Annotated in this window: 17 protein-coding genes, 1 tRNA gene and 1 riboswitch; of the genes, 2 read left to right on the plus strand and 16 right to left on the minus strand. The window is 62.7% G+C overall.

Annotation, left to right across the window (positions count from 1 at the left end):
- Positions 1–76 precede the first annotated feature (76 nt).
- The gene (locus tag AB1402_08915; protein MEW6541716.1) at positions 77–2,260 is read right to left on the minus strand and encodes a hypothetical protein; all 2,184 of its coding nucleotides are present in this window, start codon (positions 2,258–2,260) and stop codon (positions 77–79) included.
- A gap of 136 nt (positions 2,261–2,396) precedes the next feature.
- Positions 2,397–3,548 carry a glycosyltransferase family 4 protein gene (locus tag AB1402_08920; GenBank protein MEW6541717.1) on the minus strand — a complete coding sequence of 384 codons (1,152 nt, stop codon included), beginning with the start codon at positions 3,546–3,548 and terminating at the stop codon, positions 2,397–2,399.
- Between the two features lie 409 nt (positions 3,549–3,957).
- Here AB1402_08920 and AB1402_08925 point away from each other — a divergent pair, with 409 nt between their 5' ends.
- A complete protein-coding gene (locus AB1402_08925; protein ID MEW6541718.1) occupies positions 3,958–4,740 on the plus strand; it encodes a polysaccharide deacetylase family protein in 783 nt (260 codons plus the stop codon).
- An 11-nt stretch (positions 4,741–4,751) separates the two neighbouring features.
- On the opposite strand, the gene AB1402_08930 is transcribed toward AB1402_08925, so the two are convergent.
- The 8 genes from AB1402_08930 to AB1402_08965 form a co-directional block, all read right to left on the minus strand.
- Positions 4,752–4,940 carry a ferredoxin gene (locus tag AB1402_08930; protein MEW6541719.1) on the minus strand — a complete coding sequence of 63 codons (189 nt, stop codon included), beginning with the start codon at positions 4,938–4,940 and terminating at the stop codon, positions 4,752–4,754.
- 145 nt (positions 4,941–5,085) lie between these two features.
- On the minus strand, positions 5,086–5,391 hold the full coding sequence (locus tag AB1402_08935) for a hypothetical protein (GenBank protein MEW6541720.1): 306 nt from the start codon (positions 5,389–5,391) through the stop codon (positions 5,086–5,088).
- A 24-nt stretch (positions 5,392–5,415) separates the two neighbouring features.
- The gene (gene sat, locus AB1402_08940; GenBank protein MEW6541721.1) at positions 5,416–6,678 is read right to left on the minus strand and encodes a sulfate adenylyltransferase; all 1,263 of its coding nucleotides are present in this window, start codon (positions 6,676–6,678) and stop codon (positions 5,416–5,418) included.
- Between the two features lie 658 nt (positions 6,679–7,336).
- Positions 7,337–7,414: transfer RNA gene (locus tag AB1402_08945), tRNA-Pro, on the minus strand.
- Between the two features lie 302 nt (positions 7,415–7,716).
- Positions 7,717–8,979, minus strand: coding sequence for a sulfate adenylyltransferase (gene sat, locus AB1402_08950; protein MEW6541722.1), 1,263 nt, complete (start codon positions 8,977–8,979; stop codon positions 7,717–7,719).
- Between the two features lie 224 nt (positions 8,980–9,203).
- Positions 9,204–10,439, minus strand: coding sequence for an aspartate kinase (locus AB1402_08955; protein MEW6541723.1), 1,236 nt, complete (start codon positions 10,437–10,439; stop codon positions 9,204–9,206).
- The gene (gene thrB / locus AB1402_08960; GenBank protein MEW6541724.1) at positions 10,430–11,371 is read right to left on the minus strand and encodes a homoserine kinase; all 942 of its coding nucleotides are present in this window, start codon (positions 11,369–11,371) and stop codon (positions 10,430–10,432) included. The genes AB1402_08955 and thrB overlap by 10 nt, the downstream gene beginning before the upstream one ends.
- Positions 11,368–12,663 (minus strand): homoserine dehydrogenase, encoded by a 1,296-nt coding sequence (locus AB1402_08965; protein MEW6541725.1) that lies wholly within the window; start codon positions 12,661–12,663, stop codon positions 11,368–11,370. The genes thrB and AB1402_08965 overlap by 4 nt, the downstream gene beginning before the upstream one ends.
- A 182-nt stretch (positions 12,664–12,845) precedes the next feature.
- Between AB1402_08965 and AB1402_08970 the strand changes: the two genes are divergently transcribed.
- Positions 12,846–13,784: a radical SAM protein gene (locus AB1402_08970; GenBank protein MEW6541726.1), complete on the plus strand. Its 939-nt coding sequence runs from the start codon at positions 12,846–12,848 to the stop codon at positions 13,782–13,784.
- Positions 13,785–14,168: 384 nt separating this feature from the next.
- On the opposite strand, the gene AB1402_08975 is transcribed toward AB1402_08970, so the two are convergent.
- The 6 genes from AB1402_08975 to AB1402_09000 form a co-directional block, all read right to left on the minus strand.
- Entirely contained in the window at positions 14,169–15,566 is a 1,398-nt protein-coding gene (locus AB1402_08975) for a phage-shock protein (GenBank protein ID MEW6541727.1), read from the minus strand.
- A gap of 111 nt (positions 15,567–15,677) precedes the next feature.
- Positions 15,678–17,138, minus strand: coding sequence for an IMP dehydrogenase (guaB, locus tag AB1402_08980; protein ID MEW6541728.1), 1,461 nt, complete (start codon positions 17,136–17,138; stop codon positions 15,678–15,680).
- Positions 17,139–17,345: 207 nt separating this feature from the next.
- Positions 17,346–17,579, minus strand: a complete 234-nt coding sequence (locus AB1402_08985) for a helix-turn-helix domain-containing protein (GenBank protein MEW6541729.1) — start codon at positions 17,577–17,579, stop codon at positions 17,346–17,348.
- 100 nt (positions 17,580–17,679) lie between these two features.
- On the minus strand, positions 17,680–18,951 hold the full coding sequence (gene eam, locus AB1402_08990) for a glutamate 2,3-aminomutase (GenBank protein MEW6541730.1): 1,272 nt from the start codon (positions 18,949–18,951) through the stop codon (positions 17,680–17,682).
- A gap of 117 nt (positions 18,952–19,068) precedes the next feature.
- Positions 19,069–19,206, minus strand: a riboswitch (cyclic di-AMP (ydaO/yuaA leader).
- A gap of 61 nt (positions 19,207–19,267) precedes the next feature.
- Positions 19,268–19,876, minus strand: coding sequence for an alpha-ribazole phosphatase (gene cobC / locus AB1402_08995; GenBank protein ID MEW6541731.1), 609 nt, complete (start codon positions 19,874–19,876; stop codon positions 19,268–19,270).
- Positions 19,877–19,943: 67 nt separating this feature from the next.
- Complete coding sequence (locus AB1402_09000) at positions 19,944–20,357, minus strand: DUF3842 family protein (protein ID MEW6541732.1); 414 nt, start codon at positions 20,355–20,357, stop codon at positions 19,944–19,946.
- Positions 20,358–20,542: the final 185 nt, after the last annotated feature.

Consider the following 20,542-nt stretch of genomic DNA (forward strand, 5'->3'; position numbering starts at 1 on the left):
ACCCAGGGAGCGGAAGGTGTCAAACGACTTGGCCCTTGTCCACGCCTGCAAACCGGTCGAACCGCGTCATAACCGCCTAGTCTTCTTCCAGGAACAGGTATAAAAGTGGCGGGGCCCCGAACATCATCACCATGGCCGAGGCCACCACCCCGGAATCATTGAAGATGAGCGCCACCACACTGGCGACGGCGATGCCCACCAGCCCTTTGAACACGTACGGGTACTGATCCCGGAACGTCTGCATGCGCCCGGTGGGCCGGTAAAACAGCAGAATCAGCCCGCCGAGGCTTGCCAGGTAGACCCGGCTCCAGATGGTGTAGCGGATGAGCTTCAAGTTCATCGAGACTTTGCGCTCGATGATACTGTATGCCTCCTGGAAGCCGCGCTCCAGGTCCCCGCCGAACACCAGCCGGGCCGCCCGCCCGATGTGCGACTGCTGCTCCGCGCCCCGCATAAACTCGAACGCCGTCAGCCCGGCCAGGAAAACGAACACCCCGCCGGCGCCCGCCAGAATCAGCCGCCGGGTGAAACGCACGTTCAGAAGCAAGAGGATCGTCACCGGGAAAGCAACCAGCGCCGTGATGGTGCCGCCCATGTTCGCGCCGATCCCGGGGTTCGCCATCGCGAACAGGGTGATCAAGAACAGTGCGCCGGAGCCGCCCAGAACCGGGCCGCGGAAGCGGCGCGGCGCAAGGGTCAGGGTGCAGACCGCGGTCAGAATCACCGCCCCGATCAAAACCCCCATGAATTCGTTGCCGATGCCGTAATACCGGGCCCCACCCAGCGGGTCATAACTCAAGAGCGAAAACTTCTGCAGGGGAGCGCCCAGGAACAGGTCTACCAGGATCACCAGGGCCGTGAGCCCGCCCAGGAAGGCGAACGCGCCGACCGCGGTATGCCAGCTCATCCTGATCGCCGCCGCCCCCACCGCCAGGGTGACGGCCACCATCTGCACACCCACCCAAACCGGACCCGGCTGCGGCAAGAGCGGCAGCACCAACGCGGCCAGCGGAAAACTCATGATCACGAGCAGCGCGCCCCGTATGTATTCCCGCCGCACGATGCCGATCTCCCGGAAGAGAATCGTGAGCAGGGCGGCGATCACCACGGCGACCTGAATGGTCATATAGGTCTTGATGATCGGTGCCCGGACGTTGTGCGTGAGAACCAGTTGGCGGTTCAGCGCCTGGAGTCCGCCAAGGTCCGGCTTGCCCGGAATGACGGTGAGCGGCCGCCCGGTCATGTTCACCGGCGCGTCCACATGCAGAAACCGCGTCACGGTGGGAGCGAGGTCGGTGTTGTTGACAATGCCCGGGCGCCTGGTGGAAAAAGCGGTCAGTGTGCCGCTGCCCTCCGGCCCGAACATCAGGACCGGGCTCAAAGTGTCGCCGGCCGCAATGCTCGCCGCCGGGGGCGTTGGAGACACGACCAGCAGGAGGTCCCGCCCGGAATCGAGTTCCCGGCGCACCCGCTCCACGAATTCCGCGCACTCTTTCAGGGCGGAAGCGCGCAACTCCGTCAGGACCTCCGGGAGCACCATCGGCCTAGCCTCGTCCAGCCGGGAGAGGTCGCCCAGTTCAATCACCAGAAAGTCGACCCCGTCCGCATCCCGGAACGCCGCGAACAGACGTTCGTAATCGGTGCGCAGACCTCCGGGGAAGCGGGAGTCCGCGGCGAGCGTCTCGTCACCGATCACACCCCGGTCCACGAGCCCCCACCCGTCCATGGCAATCAAGGCCGCCGGGCGCCGCGGCATGCCGTCCCAGTCCGCGTTGCCCAGCACCCCGGTCACCAGCCCGTTGGCCCGCAGCGCCGTGCCCAGGGCACCGACCTCGGCCGGGTAGGGGAGCGCCCGGGTAAGCTCCCAGACACGGGCGATGCCCAAGTGCACCACGCTCCCGTCCGGGGCCGCAACCCCGGTCCGGCGGGCGTATTCTTCTCCGGCGGGAATGCGCTGCACCCGCTCGTTGACCTCAAAAGCGGGAAAACCGACGCCGGTGGCCACGATCCGGCTGCCCGCCCCGATGGAGGCATGGCTGTTCTCCACGTTCCGGAGGCCGCCGGTGTTGGTATTCATCAGGCCCAGCCCGGCGTACGGCACAAGATCGCCAAACGCCTCGGAGGCCCCCAGGTCGCTCAAACTCATCCGGTCGATGACCACCATCACGACCCGCCCTTCGGCGGCGGCCGCCGGGTGGGCTCCAAAAAGGGCCGTGTAAAGCAACAGGGCCGCCACCAGACCCAGCCCCGGAATTCTCAAGGACGCACCTCTTCTCCGTTACCGACTTTACTCATTCTAATGCACCGTCCCGGGGAAAAACAACACCCAAGCGGGGGATAGTTCCCCTTGTGGGAAGCCGCTTGAGGTCTCATTTCTATTTCCGACCTGTCATCACCTACTCAAATTCTGCACTCACCCGGTCTTTCCCCCCGGCCGCCAGGGCTTCGCGGTAGACCGCCAGGGTGCGCTGTACCATCTGTTCGCGGGTGAAGAGTTCGCTGACGCGTCTGCTGGCCGCCGCGGCCATGGCTTGTGCTCTCGCCCGGTCCCGCAGGACGCTCGCCAAGGCTTGGGCCAGCGCCTCCGGGTCACGGGCCGGCACGAGCCTGCCCGTCCGGCCGTCCTCCACGGCCTCCGGCACCCCGCCGACCCCGGCGGCGACCACTGGGCAACCTGCGGCCATCGCCTCCAGCACCACCAGCGGCAGGCCCTCGGTGACCGAAGGGAGCACAAACACGTCAAACAAGCTTAACAAGCCGGCTGCGTCCGGGCGGTATCCCAAAAACCGGGCGTCCACCCCAAGCGCCCGGGCCGTCTTTTCAAGCGGCGCCCTCAGCGGCCCGTCGCCGGCGATCACCAAAGCGACCGGATGCTCCCGGTCCCGCAGTACGGCCGCGGCCTGCAAGAGGTATTCCACTCCCTTTTGCGGGGCGAGGCGCGCCAGGGTGCCCACCACCGGGCGGTCCGCGGGCAATCCGAGTTCCCGGCGCAGCGCCTCCCCACCCCCGGCCTGCGGCACCGGCGGGTCGATCCCGTTGTACACGGTCACCGCCCGTTCGGGCCGTACCAGCCCGAGTTCCAGCAGCTCGGCGCGCACGTATTCCGCGACGCAGATAGTGCGGTGGGACCACCGGAGCACCGCTTTCTGCGCCGCGATAGCGGCGCGCTGCCGCCATACGCCTCCCAGCCTGACCGACCCGTGCATTGTCACCACCACCGCCGGGACCCCGGCCAGACGCCCCGCCGGGCAGGCCGCCAGTGCGGCCGCCGCCGCGTGGGCGTGCAGCACCGTCACCCGGTGGGCGCGGATCAGCCGGACGAGGTGCCACAGGGCCCCGACCTGCCGGTCGACCCGCGGGCCGGGTTCAATCCACACCGGGGCCGTCGCGAGCCCCACCTCCCGGAAGGCGGCGAGCAAGGGCGCGGGACCGGCCACCAGCACCTTTACGCCCCGCTGGTGCATCCCCCGCGCCAGGGTCAGGAGGTGGTTTTTCATGCCCCCGTCCGCGGGCCTGATAACGTGCAGGACGTCGAACCGTTCCGCCATGTCGTTTAGTACTCCTTTTCCTGGAAAGCCTGCCTGATCCTTATTTGCCCGCCGACCGGCCGCCGTATTCCCAGCGCCGCACGCAGACAGACAGACAGACAGACGATCGGTGATTCGGCGGGACAGCCCGGATTCCTGCACTCGCCGCGCCGTCGGGGCAGGCCCAAAAAACGAGGATTATCGACCGGATAGCGCGAATATACCGGAATTAACGACGCAAATGTGGAGGGAGCGTTCGATGCACTGCCGTGCACCCGATGCCGGGCAAACTCCGACCCCTGCAAGGCCGCCCCACCGATCGCCCCTAACATGGGGCATTCTGGCGACCGTCTTCTTTCTCCTGCTCGCTCCGTTTCATTCCCCTGCGCCCGTCTCGTCCGAATTTGCTCCACGGGATATCTCGGTTTTAATGTACCACAAGGTGAACCCGGACCGGTACACGGGCGGCTGGGGACTGCGGGTGGACCCACGGGAGTTCGAGTGGCAGATGAGCTACCTGGCGGCTCGGGGTTACAGCACCATTACCCCGGATCAGCTCTGGGCCTGGCTGGACCACGGTGCGCCCCTACCCCCGAAGCCGGTCCTCATCACTTTCGACGACGGCTACCGCGACAACTACGTCTGCGCCTACCCGATTATGCGCGAGTACGGGTTTTTTGCCACGGTCTTCGTGGTGGCCAACGCGGTCGAACGCACCAACTACTTCGACGTAGACACCCAGCCGGTGAACGTAATGTTGAGCTGGAATGAGATCCGGGCTTTGGACGCGGCCGGCTGGACTATCGGCGCCCACACCCTGGACCATCCCCGGTTGACCGCCGTCAGCCCGGGCCGGGCCGAGCACGAGGTACGCGGCGCGCGCGAAGTTCTGGCGGAGAGATTGGGCCGCCCCGTGCAGCACTTTTGCTACCCGTACGGCGAATTCAACGACCATACGGTCCAAACGGTGGCCGACTCCGGGTACATGCTCGCCTTCACCACCGTACAGGGCCGGGTCGAGGCCGGTGACGATCCCCACACCTTAAAGCGCCTGCGGGTGACCGGCCGCACCAGCCGAGCCCAGTTCGCGCGCCTCCTGGAAAGCCGACACCCGGATTTCCTCACCCGGCTTGCCGGTGGCAGCCGCCCCGCCGGCCCCGGAGGTCCGACAAAAGAAAACTCCCCTCTTTCAGGGGAGCCTTGGCCGTACTAAACCGGATCAGGCTAATGTTCCAGGATCGCCTCGGTCGGGCAGCCGTCCATGGCGTCGTGGGCGCGTTCCTCCAGGTCGTCGGGCACCTCGTCCCTGACCGCCACCGCCTTGTCCTCGTTGCCCCAGTTGAACACCTCCGGGCACATCTCGATGCATACCCCGCAGCTGATGCAAAGTTCCGGATCGACTTCCACCTGCAAAGCCGGACACCTCCTGCACTTGGGAGAATTTCATGGCTAGTCTGGCGTGCACCGGCGCAAAGTATGCAGGCGCACAAGGCCGCGGCCCGCTCCAGCCCGGAGGCGGGCCGCCACCCAGTTCTGAGATTGGTGGGTTTTCAGACGGCTAGTAGCCGGCCAGGAACTCCTCCATTATGTCCACGCTCGCCTTTTCCACCACCAGGTCGAAGATCTTGTCCTTGATGTCCCTGGGCAACTGTTCGATGCTCTTCGTGGTGGCGCTATCAAACTTGGCCGTGGGAAATACGGCCAGCACCTTGTCCCGCTGTTCGGCGGTGCACGGCACGCGCAACACCTTGAGTCCGGCGAACGCCTCCTGGGTCAGGTCGCCCAGCTTAACGGCCTGCAGCTTGGCGAACCGCTCCTCGTTGATCCACACGTTGATCGGGAAGGTCTCCTCGTGATGGGTCATCTTCTCTGATACCTCCTTAACTAACTAGAGTTCGAGCGGCGGCACCGTAAACAGCGGCTGCCTCTGCGCCAGGTACTGGTCATTCACGTATGCGGAACCGAAGCCGTACTTCTCCGCCGTTTCCAGGATAATGTCGAACACCTCGGGGCGGAAGATGATCCGCGGCGGCTTCACGCCGTCCTGGATGATGCTCCGGACCACCGTGCCGCTGAAGTTCTGGCGCTCCTTGGTGTGCCCGCACAGGCCCATGTAGGTCACCTCACCGCACAGCGGGCAGAACCACCACTCCAGCACCCGGATCGGCGTGATGCGCAGGTCCTCCTTGGAGATGGTGTCGAAGATGCGGTGCGCGTCGTACGGATCGTAGTAGCTGCCCACGCCGGCGTGGTCGCGGCCGAACATGTGGTGGGTGATGCCCAGGTTGGTCCGGACGATGGCGTGGAAAATGGCTTCCTTCGGGCCGGCGTAGCGCATGTCCCACATGATGATCGAGGTGAGGTGCACGTCTTCCCGGAAGTAGCCGTATTTTCTTAAGGCGTCGTGGGTGAGAACGATCGCCTCGTCGATGTAGTCACCCTTGCGCTTTTCGCCCATGACCGCGCTGACCACGACCCCGGTGATCGTCTTCTCCACCGGTTGGTCGGCGTGGCAGGCGATCCAGGAATGCTTCATCAGCCACTCGTGGCCGCTGTGGGGCACGTTGCGGGTCTGGTGGGCGACGCAGCGCTCCCAGCCCTTCTCGGCGATCTTGGCCCGCATCTGGCGCGGGGTCAGGAAGAACGCGTCGTAGGGCTCGTTCATCTTCGGGGGGTTCACCAGGGTAACCTTCCCGCCGATGAAACGGTCGGCGTACCGGTAGGTCCGGGCGCAGCCCGGGTGCTTTTCGTCGTCGGTGCCGTAGATTTTGGCGGCCATGTTTTTCAGGTCGTACTCGAAAATCTCCTCCACGTCCAGGGTGGCCAAAGGCTGGTTCTGGGACATCAGCAGGAGGGTATCCCCCTCTTTGATTCCCTTGGCGGCGATCTCCTCACTGGACATGTCGAAGACGATGGGGATTGACCAAACCACTCCGCTCGCCAGGCGCATATTTTCGACCACGCCGTCCACATCGGCCTTGGTCATGAAGCCTTCCAACGGAGTAAAGAAGCCGTAGGAAAGCATGATGACTTCGCGCGCGATCTGGTTCCGGATCGGAATTTGGGTGAGGCCACGGATCTTATCCACCGCCTCCTGCGGATCCATTACCCGTTCGACAATTTCTTTTCCACCGTGCCCGATCAGACTCATGTCTCTTCTCCTTTCCCTATACGGATATTTGCTTCCGTCACTACACACGGACTCTCTGGGCAATCAGTCATCGCCGAAACTCTGGAAATATCACCTCCTCATGCGGATTAGCGCGTGCGGGGTCGATGTTTTGTACATTATGGCACGTGTTGGTGCATACTGCTGCGCTTGTTCACAATATCACTATAGCAAACATCCTTGGGTGCGGTCAATACAATCCAACAATTTTGGCCCAGACAACTGCCTGGGTACCAATTAATAGCCCAACGACCCAGAGTCTCGCCCTGGTGAAACCGCTTGGAGTACAGAAACCCGTTTTCGAGGCTGAAACCGGGACAATTATGGCCTGCCTGGCTATGTTCCAGAGTGCGCAAACCGAGCCATTGAGGACGGTAGTGCTTTGTATTGCACCGGATTTGTCATTTTCTCTTTACAAACCGTCCCTTTGTTGGTTGCCGCCCGTGCGCCCGCTTACCGAAAGCCGGGACATTCTTGGCGGCCCCTCGGCGTTAGTGCGGTTGATCGATCCCATGTGGTTACGTACCACCTTATCTTACCAAATTGATGGCTCTATTCCGTCGGGTTGTCCGGCAACTACATGACTTCTCTCAAAAAAAGCAGAATCCGTAAGCCTTCTTTGACTTACGGAAGTACTTTATGGTCGGAGCGACAGGACTTGAACCTGCGGCCTCTACCACCCCAAGGTAGCGCTCTAGCCAAGCTGAGCTACGCCCCGACTGAGCTTGTGTCCTTGATTGTACCCCATGATCCGGCCGCTCGTCAAGTGAGCCGAAAACGTTTCAGGACGTTCCAGGTGCGGGGCCGCCCGGCGCTCCAGGCGTTTCGGCGTTGTTTTGAGAACTTGCCGCCCTTTTGAAAACTCGCCGCCCGGTGCTTTTGGACCACGGGCGACACAAAGACAGGTCGGCTTGCCCCGCCAACGTTGAGTGAGCCGGCCGCTCCACGGCGGAAAGAGGGCCCGCGTTCCGTGCCGGAAGCGGGCCCTTTAAGCAATTCTTGCAGCTTAAAAGAGACTGACTACTTCTTGCCTTCCTGGATTTTCTTCAGCATCTCGGGGGTCAGTTCTTCGTAGGCGTGCTTCTTGATCTCGACCTTCTCCGCGGTCTGGTAGTACTCTTCCAGGATAGCCAGGACTTCGGGCCGGCCGAATTCCTTCGGCAGTTCGGCGCCTTCCTGCATTGCGCGGCGGAACTGGGTACCGGACACGATGACCCGGTCTTCCTTGCCGTGCGGGCAAGTCATCAGGGAAGCCATGCTCTCGCACTTGTAGCAGTAGAAGGTCCAGTTGATCTTCATCGGGGCCAGTTCCAGGGCGCCCGGCCACAGCTCGTCGAAGATGGTCTGGGCGTCGAACGGGCCGTAGTAGCTGCCCACGCCGGCGTGGTCGCGGCCGACGATCAGGTATTTGCAGCCGAAGTTCTGCCGGAAGACGGCGTGCAGCAGGGCCTCACGCGGGCCGCCGTAGCGCATCTCCATCGGGTACACGGCGAGCGCGATGTTCTGCTTCGGGAACCAGTTGTTGATGAGGGCCTCGTAGCACTTGACGCGGGTCTCGCCGGGGATGTCGCCGGCTTTCAGGGCGCCCACGATGGCGTGGATGACGGCGCCGTCAACGGCTCCGCTTTCCAGGGCGAACTTGACCAGGTATTCATGGGAGCGGTGCATCGGGTTGCGGGTCTGGAAGGCCACCACCCGCGACCAGCCTTTGCTCTCGAAGAGTGCCCGGGTGTGGGCCGGGTACATGTAGTACTCCGGGTAGATTTCGTGGTATTTGCCTTCGTTCAGGGCCTTGATCGGGCCGCCGAGGTTGAACTCGCCCTGCTTGAAGGTCTTCTCCACGCCGGGGTGCCCCTCGGCGTCGTCGGTCTTGAAGACTTCCTTGGCCTGGGCCATTTTGTCGATCTGGTAGATCTCCTCTATGTTCATGGTTGCATACACCTCGCCCGACTCACGGTCGATCAAGGCGACGTCGCTGCCTTCCTTGACACCGGAGGCCTCAAGTTCGGCGGCGGAGATGGATAGGGTGACCGGCATCGGCCACATGGTGCCGTCGGCGAGTTTAAGGTCGAATACGCAACCCTGCCAGTCGGCCTTGTTCATGAAGCCTTTCAGCGGGGTGAACGCACCCATGCCGAGCATCAGGATGTCCGAGGTCTCCATGGAGGTCATGTAGACTTTCGGGAGGCTTGCCGCGCGGGCGATTTCGGCTTCACGCGCCTCGCCCTCCAGGAACAGGGGCATCAGTTTTTTCTCCGGACCATGCGGATTTGGTAGCGCCATCAGTGTTTCCCTCCTAAAAAAAATAGGTGTTAAAAGCCAGACCATCCCGTAATATTTCTTGCCTAGTACTCTTTTCTTTCGGTGATGTTTCACCTCCTTGCAAAAATTACGTTTCCCGGGAGGCGGGTCCTCTAGTCTAATCCCGCTCCCAGAAGCGGTATCTATCCCCTGGTTGCCGGCGGGACGGGTGTTGCGCCCTCCCCCCCCCGCAACCGAAACAGTCGCTAGGCCGGTGCGCCGGAGGCGGGTACCTCGCCCAGGTTGAACTTCATATGCAGCACCCGGACCGCGCGTTCGATTTCCTCCCGGCCGATCACACACGACACCTTGATCTCCGAAGTGCTGATCATGGCGATGTTGATGCCCGCTTCGGCCAGCCCTTCGAACATCGTCGCCGCGACCCCGGGATAGGAGACCATTCCGGCCCCCACGATCGAAACCTTGGCCAGGGTGTCGTTGAAGGTCACCCCCTTGGCGCCGACCAGTGCCTGGATGCGGCGAACGGCCTCCAGTGCCCGGGACAGGTCGTCCCGGCTCACCGTGAAGGCGATGTCGTTCCGGCCGTCGCGCATTGCGCCCTGAATGATCATATCCACGTTGATGTTGGACCGGGCCAGTTCGCGGAAGATCCTTGAGGCGATGCCCGGACGGTCCTCAACGTCGAACAGGCTGATCTTGGCGATATTCACGTCGTGGGCCACCCCATTCACCACCGCCGTCTTCTCCAAATCGCCGACCTCCTTTATGAGCGTCCCCGGCCCGTTGTTGAAGCTCGACCGCACCACCAGGGGTACCCCGTACAGCTTGGCCAGTTCCACGGCCCGCGGGTGCAGCACGACCGCCCCGAGGCTGGCCAGCTCCAACATTTCGTCGTAGGATATCATGTCCAGTTTGCGGGCTTCGGGCACCAGGCGGGGGTCGGCGGTATACACGCCGTCCACGTCGGTGAAAATCTCGCAGACCCCGGCCTTCAGGGCCGCGGCCAGCGCCACCGCCGTGGTGTCCGAACCGCCCCGCCCCAGGGTGGTGATCTCGCCGTCGCGGGTCACCCCTTGGAAGCCGGCCACCACCACCACCCGGCCCCGCTCGAGTTCGGAGTGCAGGCGGGCCGTGTCTAGGCCCACAATCTTCCCTTTGGTATGGATGCCGTCAACGGTGATCCCGGCTTGGGCACCGGTCAGAGAAACCGCGTCCAAGTCTATCGCCTGAAGTGCCATGGTCAGAAGGGCGATCGACACCTGCTCGCCGGTGGCCAACAGCATGTCGATTTCCCGGGCCGAGGGGTTCCGGGTGACCTCGCCGGCCAAGGCCAGCAATTCGTCGGTGGCGTCGCCCATGGCCGAGACTACCACCACGACCCGGTGCCCGTCTTCAACCGTACGTTTGATCCGGACGGCCACCCGGGCGATCCGTCCGGCGTCGGCCACCGAACTGCCCCCAAACTTCTGCACTACGAGCATATCGTGCCTCCTGCCACAGTTTCCACCGTACACGCGCCATCCCGGTCCGGCGCCAGGGTCGGCGTCCAAGCCGGGAGTCCGAGTTTAGCGAAGGTTTCCCGCATCCCCGCGGCTATTGCCCCCGCCTTTTCCGGGTCGTCCGTCAGGGCGACCACGGTGGGTCCGGAACCGCTGAGCGCCGCCCCCAGTGCGCCGGCTTCAAGAGCGGCCTCGATAACGCCGGCCAATCCGGGCACAAGCTGTTCCCGGTACTTTTGGTGCAGGCGGTCGGCCATGGCGGGGGCCAAGAACTCTAATCGGTCCCCGGTGAGGGCCCCGACCAAGAGCGCCACGCGCCCCAGGTTGAACACCGCGTCCGCGAAGGGAACGTCGCGCGGCAGAACCGCCCGGGCCCGGGGGGTGTATACGTTAACGGCGGGGACGGCCGCCACCGCTAGGAGTCCGGCGGGCGGTTCCAGGCGCAGGGCGAGCGCCGCCGCGCCGTCCGGAACGGCCACCGTCAGGCCTCCGAGCAGTGCCGGGGCGACGTTGTCCAAGTGTCCGTCCATTTCCCCGGCTAAACGCAAAAGTTCGGTTTTTGACAGTCGGTTCCCCAAAAGGGCGTTGGCGGCGACCAGCCCGCCGACCACCGCCGCCGCACTGGAACCGAGTCCGCGAGCCGGGGGAATATTATTGGTCATGCGCAGGCTAAGGCCAGGTGGATGTTCGCGGTGCAGGTCGAACACCCGCCGCGCCGCCCGGAGCGTCAGATTGGACTCGTCCGCCGGGATCTCCGAAGCCCCCTCACCCTGGACGGTGACATCCAGGCCCTCCGGCACGACTTTGAGCTCCACGAAGTTGTAAAGCTCCAGGGCCAAACCCAGGCAATCGAATCCGGGGCCCAGGTTGGAGGACGTGGCCGGCACCCGGACTATCGCTTTGCGCCCGCTCAACTATCGCCCTCCACCCGGATCACATTGCAGACCCTCTCCACCACGTCCAGGCCGGTGAGTCCGGCCAGGGCGCCGCGCAGATTCTGCTCGGCCACCTCGTGCGTGACCAGAACCAGTTCGGCCTTGGTCCCTTCGCTGTGTTTCTGCGTCACCGCGGCCAGGCTGACCTGGTTGTCCCCGAACACCCGCGCGATCTGAGCGAGCACCCCGGGCCGGTCCACGACCCGAAGGCGCAGGTAATTCTTGCAGCTGACCCGCCCCATCTCCTTGAGCGGGCGGTCCTCGAAGCAGGTGCAGCTGATGATGCCGGGAACCCGGTGCACGATGTTCCGGGCCGCATCCATGATATCGGCCACCACCGCGCTCGCCGTCGGCAGGGCTCCGGCGCCGCGTCCGTAGAACATGGTCTCGCCGACCGCGTCACCCCGGACGTAGATGGCGTTGAAAACGTCGCTCACGGCGGCCAGCGGGTGCCGGCGCGGCAACAGCGCCGGGTGCGTCCGGACCTCAATGCCCTCCGGGGTATCCTTGGCGATCCCCAGGAGCTTGATCACGTAGCCGAGTTCGGTGGCATAGGTGATATCTTCGGCAGTAATTCGCGAAATTCCTTCAACGTACACGGCCGGGAACGAAATCCGGGTGTTGAAGGCGATAGAGGCCAGGATTGCCGTTTTCCGGGCCGCGTCGTAGCCCTCCACGTCGTTGGTCGGGTCGGACTCCGCGTAGCCGAGCGCCTGCGCCTCCTGCAGCACGGTCTGGAAGTCGGTGCCTTCGGCGGTCATCCGGGTGAGCATGTAGTTCGTGGTCCCGTTCAGGATACCCATCACCGCTTCGATCCGATTCGCAGCCAGGCACTGTTTGAGGACTCGGATGATCGGGACGCCGCCGGCCACGCTGGCCTCAAACAGGAGGTCGCTCTTGTGTTCACGGGTGAGATCGAAAAGCTCCTTCCCGTGCTCCGCCAGCATGTCCTTGTTGGCGGTGACCACGCTCTTCCCCCGCCTGAGCGCGCGGCGCACGTAGTCGAGCGCCGGCCCGGTGCCGCCCATGACCTCCACCACTATTTGTATGGCCGGGTTTTCCAGAATGTCTTCCGGCCTGTCGGTGAGCACACCGGGGGGCAATGACAAACCCCGGTCGCGGCCTACGTCCCGAACCATAATCCGGTCGATCTCAAGCCGCACACCGGCTTTGCGCGTGATGAGGCCGGCGTTTTTCTGCAGAACTTGGTACACGCCGCCGCCGACCGTACCCAAACCCAGAAGGCCGATCTTGATGACCCTCTCGTTCACTGGCCTTTTTCCTCCTCCACAAGGTGACGTCCATTGCTACCTCAAAAAACAATACTTCTCCATCTTCCGCAGTTTTCCTCTTGCCGATGGCTTTTTGTGCGCTTGTGTCTACAAGTGCAATTATATTAATGTAAACACAAATAGCTATTGAACGGCATGTTCGATGGGGTGTGAAAACGGCTATGGCCGAGGGTAAGGAGCGGAAACGGGAGCGGGAGCGGGGCTTTGTACCGGCTTACCTGAAGTTGGGGTTGGAGAATCTGCGGCACCGGGCGGGACGGGCTTACCGGGAACTGAAGAGCTGCCGGCTTTGTGCCCGGGAGTGCGCGGTGAACCGTGTCCTGAACGAGACCGGAACCTGCCGGGCCGGACGGCTCGTGATGATTTCGAGCTACGGCCCGCATTTCGGCGAGGAGGCCCCGCTCGTGGGGCGGTACGGTTCGGGCACCGTATTCATGACCCACTGCAACCTGAAATGCGTCTTCTGCCAGAACTACGGCATCAGTTGGCAGGCGGAAGGCGAACCGGTCACCGTGCGAAAGCTGGCCGGCATCCTGCTGGGCCTGCAGAAACGGGGCTGCCACAATGTCAACTTCGTCAGCCCCACCCACTACGTGCCGCAGATCATCGCCGCGCTGTACTTCGCCGCTCGCGAGGGTCTGCGGGTCCCGGTGGTCTACAACACGGGCGGCTACGATTCATTGCGGACGCTGGCGCTGCTCGACGGTATAGTGGACATTTACATGCCGGACGTGAAGTATATGGACCGTGATACGGCCAGGCGCCTGTCGGGAGCGGAAGACTACCCAAGCGTCGCCAAGGCCGCCGTCCGCGAGATGCAACGCCAGGTGGGCGACCTGGTGACGGACCGGGACGGGATCGCGACCCGGGGGCTCTTGGTGCGGCATCTGGTGTTGCCCGGCGGCCTGGCGGGCACCGCCGAGCTGATTGATTTCCTGGCGGCAAAAGTCTCCCCGGATTGTTTCATCAACATCATGGCCCAGTACCGCCCGGCCTACCGCGCGCGGCACTTCCCGCCTCTGGACCGGCGGCCGTTCCGGGAAGAGGTGCTCGAAGCGATTCGCATGGCCCGCGACCGCGGCCTGCGCGTCTACACCTAAAAAAAGGGGAAAAGGGGGGCAGTCCCCTATCCCCCCCCTATTTCCGTATCCAAAGAGGGACGTGCCCTTTTCCGTAACACCAAAGGGGGACAGTCCCCTTGGGGAGAGGGGAACTGTCCCCGTTCCAGGGGACTGGCTCCTTTTCCCGCATGGAAACCTGACGATTACCAGTACAAGTGACAAGTGGGAAAAGGTGCCTGTCCCCCTCGGTGACCCTGTTCCTTGGCAACCAGGATATCCACTCGTGACATCAGGAAAGGCAAAAGGGTCTGACGCTTTTTCGAGGTGCGCAAAAGGTGTCTGACACTTTTTTCGCACTCGTGTTTAGTGAAAAAGGGTCGACACCTTTTTCGGTGCGTGGGCGCGCTCCCCTTTTGGCGCCCTTTAGGCATCACTGGGGCGGCGGGCAAGGATGGTGGAGATCCGTACGGCCAGCCGCACCAAGGGATGGTTTGCGGTCCTCTGCAGCCGCCGGAACTCCTCCCGCGTCCGCCCCACTTCCTCCTGCATGAAGCGGATTGAACGCTGCAGGTCCTCCCCAGCCTCCAGGGCATCGCGCAGATCGCGCTGCATCCGGTCGATCTCTTCGCGCAGGGTCTTCTCCTTGCGGGAGGCCGTGAATCGTTCCTTCTCGCCCCGGGCTTTCAGTTCGATTATTTCCCCTTGGAGTTCAGCCACGCGGGCACTCTGCTCCTCTTTCAGCTGGGCGAGTTCGCTCTTTTGTTCCCGGGCCCGCTCGCGGAACTGCTGGAGCTTGCTGAACATCCCCTCCAGGTTGTTCTGGGTCGCCTCCAGTGAATCCCGCAGCCGGCGGGTCTCATCCTGGGAGTCGCGGGCCCGCTGGACCCACAGGCGGCACTGGTGCAGGATGCTGTTCGCTTTCGACTCCAGTTTCCGCACCTGGTCCTGGTAGTAGAGAATCTCCTTCTTGCGCAGCGACAGGAGCAGGTCTTTCTCGGAAAGCAGGGTGGCCAGGTGGTCCCGCTGGTCCCGGACGATGACGTGCTGAGCGACGGCTGCGGCTGCCTCCCGCTGGGCGGAACCCAGTTCTTCGAGTTGGGCCTGCACCTGCTGGTACTTTCGGTACCACTGCTCGCGCTCCCACTGCCAGCGTTTCTTCTGATCGCGCAGGATGCCCAGGTACTTTTTCATGACCTCTTCGTAAACCCGGTGGGCGGACTGGTTGTAAGTCCAAACGCTCTCACTCTGGATTTCGAAGTACGGAAACTTGCGCACCTGGGCCTCCACCGAAGCCTCGGTGGCCAGGCGCCACTTGTTTACCACGGTTGCGATCTGGGGCAGGGACAGGCCCGCAGGATGCAGCCGGAGAGCCTTGATAATGAGATGATTCAAGGGATAGCCTTCGGTCTCGGTGTCCCATTCGGTCAGGCCCCACGTCCCGTTGGTCAACTGGACGAACCGCCCGTCCCGGATCAGGTTCGCCTCTTCCGCAATCAGGCGCCTTAGCTTCTTCTTCTTGTTTGGGCCAACGTTGACCGCATCCCAGAGGCTCAAGGCTTCACCCCGCTTGAGGAGCAGGTGGTAGAACTGGTCGTTTTCCCGGTTGCCCTCAAGGTTAAGCATCCACAGACGGTCCTCTCCCTGTTTGAAGCCAGCGTGCTGTTTCAGGCAGAGCAGCACCTTTTCCTCAATCTGGCTCAGGGAATAGTCCTGCAGCATTTTCCGCCGCACGTAAGGCGCCAGTTCCTTGGCGGACATAGCTTCAAAAAAGAACAGGGTCTTTTTCAGTACATCGGTCAACGAATGTAGGGTCCCGCTCACCGGTGCGCTCACCTTCTCCCTTCATTTGCTAGTGATCCCAGGTCTTTACAGATAAATACCCCGTCGACCCGGTAAACCCTGCGGGAAAAGGCAAACTTTTTTTAGGAGTTTTTAGCGTAAACTGTAGTTCGGTGCCTCCTTGGTGATGGTTACGTTGTGAGGATGGCTCTCACGCAGGCCGGCGGGTGTAATCCGCACGAAGCGCGTGTTGTGCTTAAGCTCTTCAATGGTCCGCACCCCGCAGTAGCCCATACCGGAGCGAAGACCGCCCACCAACTGATAAACGGTCTCCGACAGGGGACCTTTGAAGGGTACGCGCCCCTCCACCCCTTCGGGCACCAGCTTGCCCGCGCCTTCCTGAAAGTAACGGTCCTTGCTGCCCTCGTTCATCGCGCCCAGCGAGCCCATTCCCCGGTAGACCTTGTAACTCCGGCCCTGGAAGATTTCGATCTCTCCGGGGCTCTCCTCGGTGCCGGCCAGAAGACTCCCGATCATAACCACATCGGCTCCGGCGGCGATCGCCTTCACGATGTCCCCGGAGTACTTCACACCCCCGTCGGCAATGACCGGCACACCGTGTTTCGCCGCTTCGCCGGCACAGTTGTGCACGGCGGTGATCTGCGGCACCCCGACACCGGAGATGATCCGGGTGGTGCAGATGGAACCCGGCCCGATGCCCACCTTGACCGCGTCCGCCCCGGCCTGGATCAGGTCCCGGGACGCCTCAGCGGTGGCCACGTTCCCGGCGATCACGCAGAGGTCCGGATACTTGTTTTTGATCACCGAGACGGCCTGGATCACCCGGCGGGAATGGCCGTGCGCGGTGTCCACCACCACGGCGTCCACTTTTGCTTCCACCAGGGCGTTGACCCGGTGCATGAAATCCCGGGAAACGCCCACCGCGGCCGCCACCCGCAGCCGTCCCTGGGGGTCCTTCGCCGAACGCGGGTACTTGTGCGCCTTTTCGATGTCCTTGATGGTGATCAGGCCGCGCAGGTTGTTCTCCCCGTCCACCAGGGGCAGTTTCTCGATTTTGTAACGGCGTAGGATTTCCTTGGCTTCTTCCAGAGTGGTGCCCACCGGAGCGGTGATCAGGTTCTCCTTGGTCATTACCTGATCGATCGGTTGGTTGAAATCGGTGACAAAACGGAGGTCCCGGTTGGTGATGATTCCCACGAGCTTGCCCTTTTCCGTAATCGGCACCCCTGAGATCCGGTATCGGCCCATCAGCATATCGGCCTCGCCGATCAGGTTGCGCGGCGACAGGTAAATCGGATCGGAGATCACGCCGTGTTCGGAACGCTTTACCTTGTCCACCTCCAGGGCTTGCTTCTTGATGCTCATGTTCCGGTGGATGACGCCGATGCCGCCCTCGCGGGCGACGGCGATCGCCAGGCGCGCCTCCGTTACGGTGTCCATCCCGGCGCTCATCAGGGGAATGTTGAGGGTTATCTTGCGGGTGAGCCTGGTCAGAGTGTCCACTTCCGACGGCAGGACCTCCGAGGCCGCGGGCACCAGCAACACGTCGTCAAATGTCAAGCCTTCCTGGATAAACCTTTCGGGGTGCGTCAAGTAAGCCCGCCTCCTAACATTGATTGCCGAACATTATAGCATAGGAGAAACAGGCCTGCCAATCGGACGATCAAAGGCGCCAAAGGCATTGCTCAAGGAATAATCCGTTGGCGCAAGCCGGTTCAATTCTCGGCTCGGTCGGTTCTGACTGGGTATTCTATTCCGCGTGGTCTGGGCCGGTCGGCGGCCCGTCAGCCGGGGCCTTTCCTAGTCCTGACCCTGGACCGAGTCCACGCCGTAGCGCATGAAGTGCTCCCGCAGGTTGGCCACCGTCCCCGCCGGCACCTCGAAGGCGCCGGCCATTTCCGCATCGCTCCGCCCCTCGCGTAAGCCCTCGATGAAAAGGTCGAAGTCTATGCCGACCTCGTCAGTCTTTAGTTTCAAGCTGGGCTGCGTGCTCCACGGCGCCCGCGACCAGGTTTCCCAACGGTCGATATCCATTAGTGAGCTAAGGCCCCCTTTTCCCCGGCAGGCGTTGGTCTGCAAGACCAAAGACCGACGGTCCGCTCCGTGCCCATAGGTTCCCCCACGACCGGCGCTTTCATAAGCCGGACGGTCGGTTGGGGTACGGAAGGACCCGGTTTTCCCAGGTGCGCAGGATCAAGCGCTGGTCGTCATGGTCCACCACGTATGAAGGGGTCACCGGCGTCTTGCCGTAACCCCCGGGAGCGTTGATGATATAGGTGGGCACCGCCAGGCCCGAAGTGTAACCGCGCAGTTGGTCCATAATGGCTAGCCCTTCCTCGACCGGAGTGATGAAGTGGCTGGTGCCCCGTACCGACTTGGCGTGAAAGATGTAGTAGGGCCGCACCCGGGCGCGGAGAAGCTCGTGGTTCAGCTTTTTCATCACGTGCGGGTCGTTGTTGATTCCCTTCAACAGTACGGCCTGATTGCCCAGAACCACTCCCGCCCGCACTAACCGGCCGCAGGCCTGGATGGCCTCGGGCGTGACCTCCAGCGGGTGGTTGAACTGCGAGTTGATATATACCGGCGGATACCGCTCCAGTACGGCGCAGAGCCCCGCCGTGATCCGTTGCGGCAGGGTCACCGGCGTCCGGGTTCCCAACCGCTTGATCTCAACGTGCGGGATGACGTGCAACTCGCCCAGGAGCCAATCCAGCACCGTGTCACTCAAAAGCAGCGCGTCACCGCCCGTGACCAGAATGTCGCGGATTTCGCGGTTCTCACGGATGTACTGCAGGGCGGCCTCAAGCACCCGCCGCGGCTGGTGCCGGTCCACCTCCCCGATGTTCCGGCGCCGCTGACAGTGGCGGCAGTAGGTGGCGCACTGGTTGGTAACGTTGATAATCAGCCGGTCCGGGTACCGCCGGGTGATACCGGGCGCGGGGGACGTCAGCCGTTCCGCCATGGGGTCGGCCGTTCCGCGGCCATCGGTGATCTCGGCCGCCGACGGGACGGCCTGAGCCCAGATCGGCCCCTTCATTCCCCCAACGGCCATCACGGCGGCATAGTACGGAGACACGGCCCACCGGTACTGCCTGGAGACCTGGTCAATATCGCGAATCTCATCGCGGTTGAGTTCCACAAACCGGGCCAGCACCTTGACGTTCGTGATTCGCTGGCGCATTTGCCAATGCCAGTCCAGCCATTGCTCCTTGGTCCCGCCCAAAAGCTTCAACAGCCGCTCTTTGTGGACCCCGATCTCATCGGCCCGCTCACGCCCACAGGGGATATAGTCTTTGACCATCAGGTAGTCGGCAATGCGGCCCTTCAGTTCCTTGGCCCGCTTCAGTCCCTGCTTCCGGCTCTCCTCCGGCGACAATACGCCGCACTCCAGGCTGTCGATCGCCATGTGTTTCCACCTCCCGAAAGCGACTTGGCCGGCAAACAAAAACCCCGGAGCACCGGTTCCGGGGAAGATGCGCGAACAATATCCGTTCCGACAACCCTGAGCGGCTTGTCAGCCGGGCCATCTTCCCACGCTTGCGAGGTTAGCTGACGGGTTCGGGTCGAAAGCTAACCCTACCCGGCGTAATGCCGGGATTCACCCCAATTGGTGGTTCCCCCGCTTCCCGGACTTTTCCCGGGAACTCAGCGCTCTTGTGAAGATAGTATACACTGCGCAACAGACCGGTGTCAAATTAAAGATACCGTTATTGCCACCAGGCCTATAGATGGCAGGTGTCGTTGAAAAGCAAAAGCTGGGCGCGGTCGGGTTCGAAAAGCTCGACGACGGTGAGGGCGGCGTTGTCCTGGCGCAGGCGCCAGTACTGGTTGAGGTCCATCCGCATCAGGAGGGCCACACTGGCCCGGATCGAACCACCGTGGGCGGCCACCAGCACTTGGTCGTCCGGATGGCGGGCGGCGATTGCTTGCAGCGCACGGACGCAGCGGTCGGCCACCTCGTTCAGGGTCTCACCGCCCGGCAAACGGGTTTCCAGCGGCTTGGACCACCATTTCCTGGAGACGTCGGGGTACATGCGGATAATCTCCTCGCGGGTCAACCCCTCCCAATCACCGAAGTTGATCTCCCGCAATTCGGCCATCCGCTCTACTTCCGCCCCGTGCGGTTCCGCCAGGATGCGGGCGGTGTCGTAAGCCCGGCGCAGGTCGCTGGAGTAAAAACCCGCGAAACGCTGGTCCTTGAGCCTAAGCGCCAGGGCCCGGGCCTGCCGGATTCCGGACTCGCTCAGTAAGATATCCGCATGACCCTGATAACGGAGTTCGTAATTCCACAACGTTTCACCGTGCCGCACCAAGTACATCTTGCAGCCCAAGGATATCCTGCCTCCTTCTTCGAGAAAGGACCACACTGCGGACAGGCTGCGCCCAAAACCACCCGCATCAATCGGTCCAAAGTTCCTTTACCTTGCGCACCAGTTCGTCTATGAGGTGGGGCAATGGTTCGGACTTCAGGCCCACAATGGTGGTTCTCCCCGGAATCAAGGGCAGCAAGATTTTGGCCGCGGTACTCTGAGCGATGGCTTCGGCCATTTTGGGGGTGAGTTCCCCCAGCATGGAATTGGGTACGACTATGCTGATCGGGCCGACAATGAGGTCCACTCTCCCGGCGTTCAACACGACGGCGTTTTCCCCGCTTGCACCCTCGTTCGCTCCGGCCCGCAGCATTACCGCCGTGGCCAGAGCGTTCGTGCCCAGAGCGAGAATTTCCGCTCCCTCGGGGAGTTCTTTTCTCAGTTTTTCCGTGATGTGCTTACCTATGCCGCCTCCCTGGCCGTCAACGACCGCAATACGCACCCGCTCCCACCTCTGCCCTGAATTATAGCATACGTGTAAAAAAAAAGAGACCCCACCAGGCTGTTGCTGCCGGAGCTATTTGTCACTGATTGACGCGTGCCAATGGCACTCGTCATTGCCGGGAGTGGATGGCACCGGGAGCCGTGACAGTTGACGTTCCCGGCCCCCGGACCTCTTGGATCGAG

This window comes from Bacillota bacterium (assembly GCA_040757205.1).
In the GTDB taxonomy this organism is placed as follows: domain Bacteria; phylum Bacillota; class Desulfotomaculia; order Desulfotomaculales; family Desulforudaceae; genus Desulforudis.

Coding starts and splice junctions, on each gene's coding strand:
- AB1402_08955 (MEW6541723.1), bottom strand. CDS start 10,439: ATGCTCGTAGTGCAGAAGTTTGGGGGCAGTTCGGTGGCCGACGCCGGA.
- AB1402_08925 (MEW6541718.1), top strand. CDS start 3,958: ATGTACCACAAGGTGAACCCGGACCGGTACACGGGCGGCTGGGGACTG.
- sat (MEW6541721.1), bottom strand. CDS start 6,678: ATGAGTCTGATCGGGCACGGTGGAAAAGAAATTGTCGAACGGGTAATG.
- AB1402_08920 (MEW6541717.1), bottom strand. CDS start 3,548: ATGGCGGAACGGTTCGACGTCCTGCACGTTATCAGGCCCGCGGACGGG.
- eam (MEW6541730.1), bottom strand. CDS start 18,951: ATGGCGATCGACAGCCTGGAGTGCGGCGTATTGTCGCCGGAGGAGAGC.
- AB1402_08935 (MEW6541720.1), bottom strand. CDS start 5,391: ATGACCCATCACGAGGAGACCTTCCCGATCAACGTGTGGATCAACGAG.
- AB1402_08970 (MEW6541726.1), top strand. CDS start 12,846: ATGGCCGAGGGTAAGGAGCGGAAACGGGAGCGGGAGCGGGGCTTTGTA.
- AB1402_08985 (MEW6541729.1), bottom strand. CDS start 17,579: ATGGATATCGACCGTTGGGAAACCTGGTCGCGGGCGCCGTGGAGCACG.
- sat (MEW6541722.1), bottom strand. CDS start 8,979: ATGGCGCTACCAAATCCGCATGGTCCGGAGAAAAAACTGATGCCCCTG.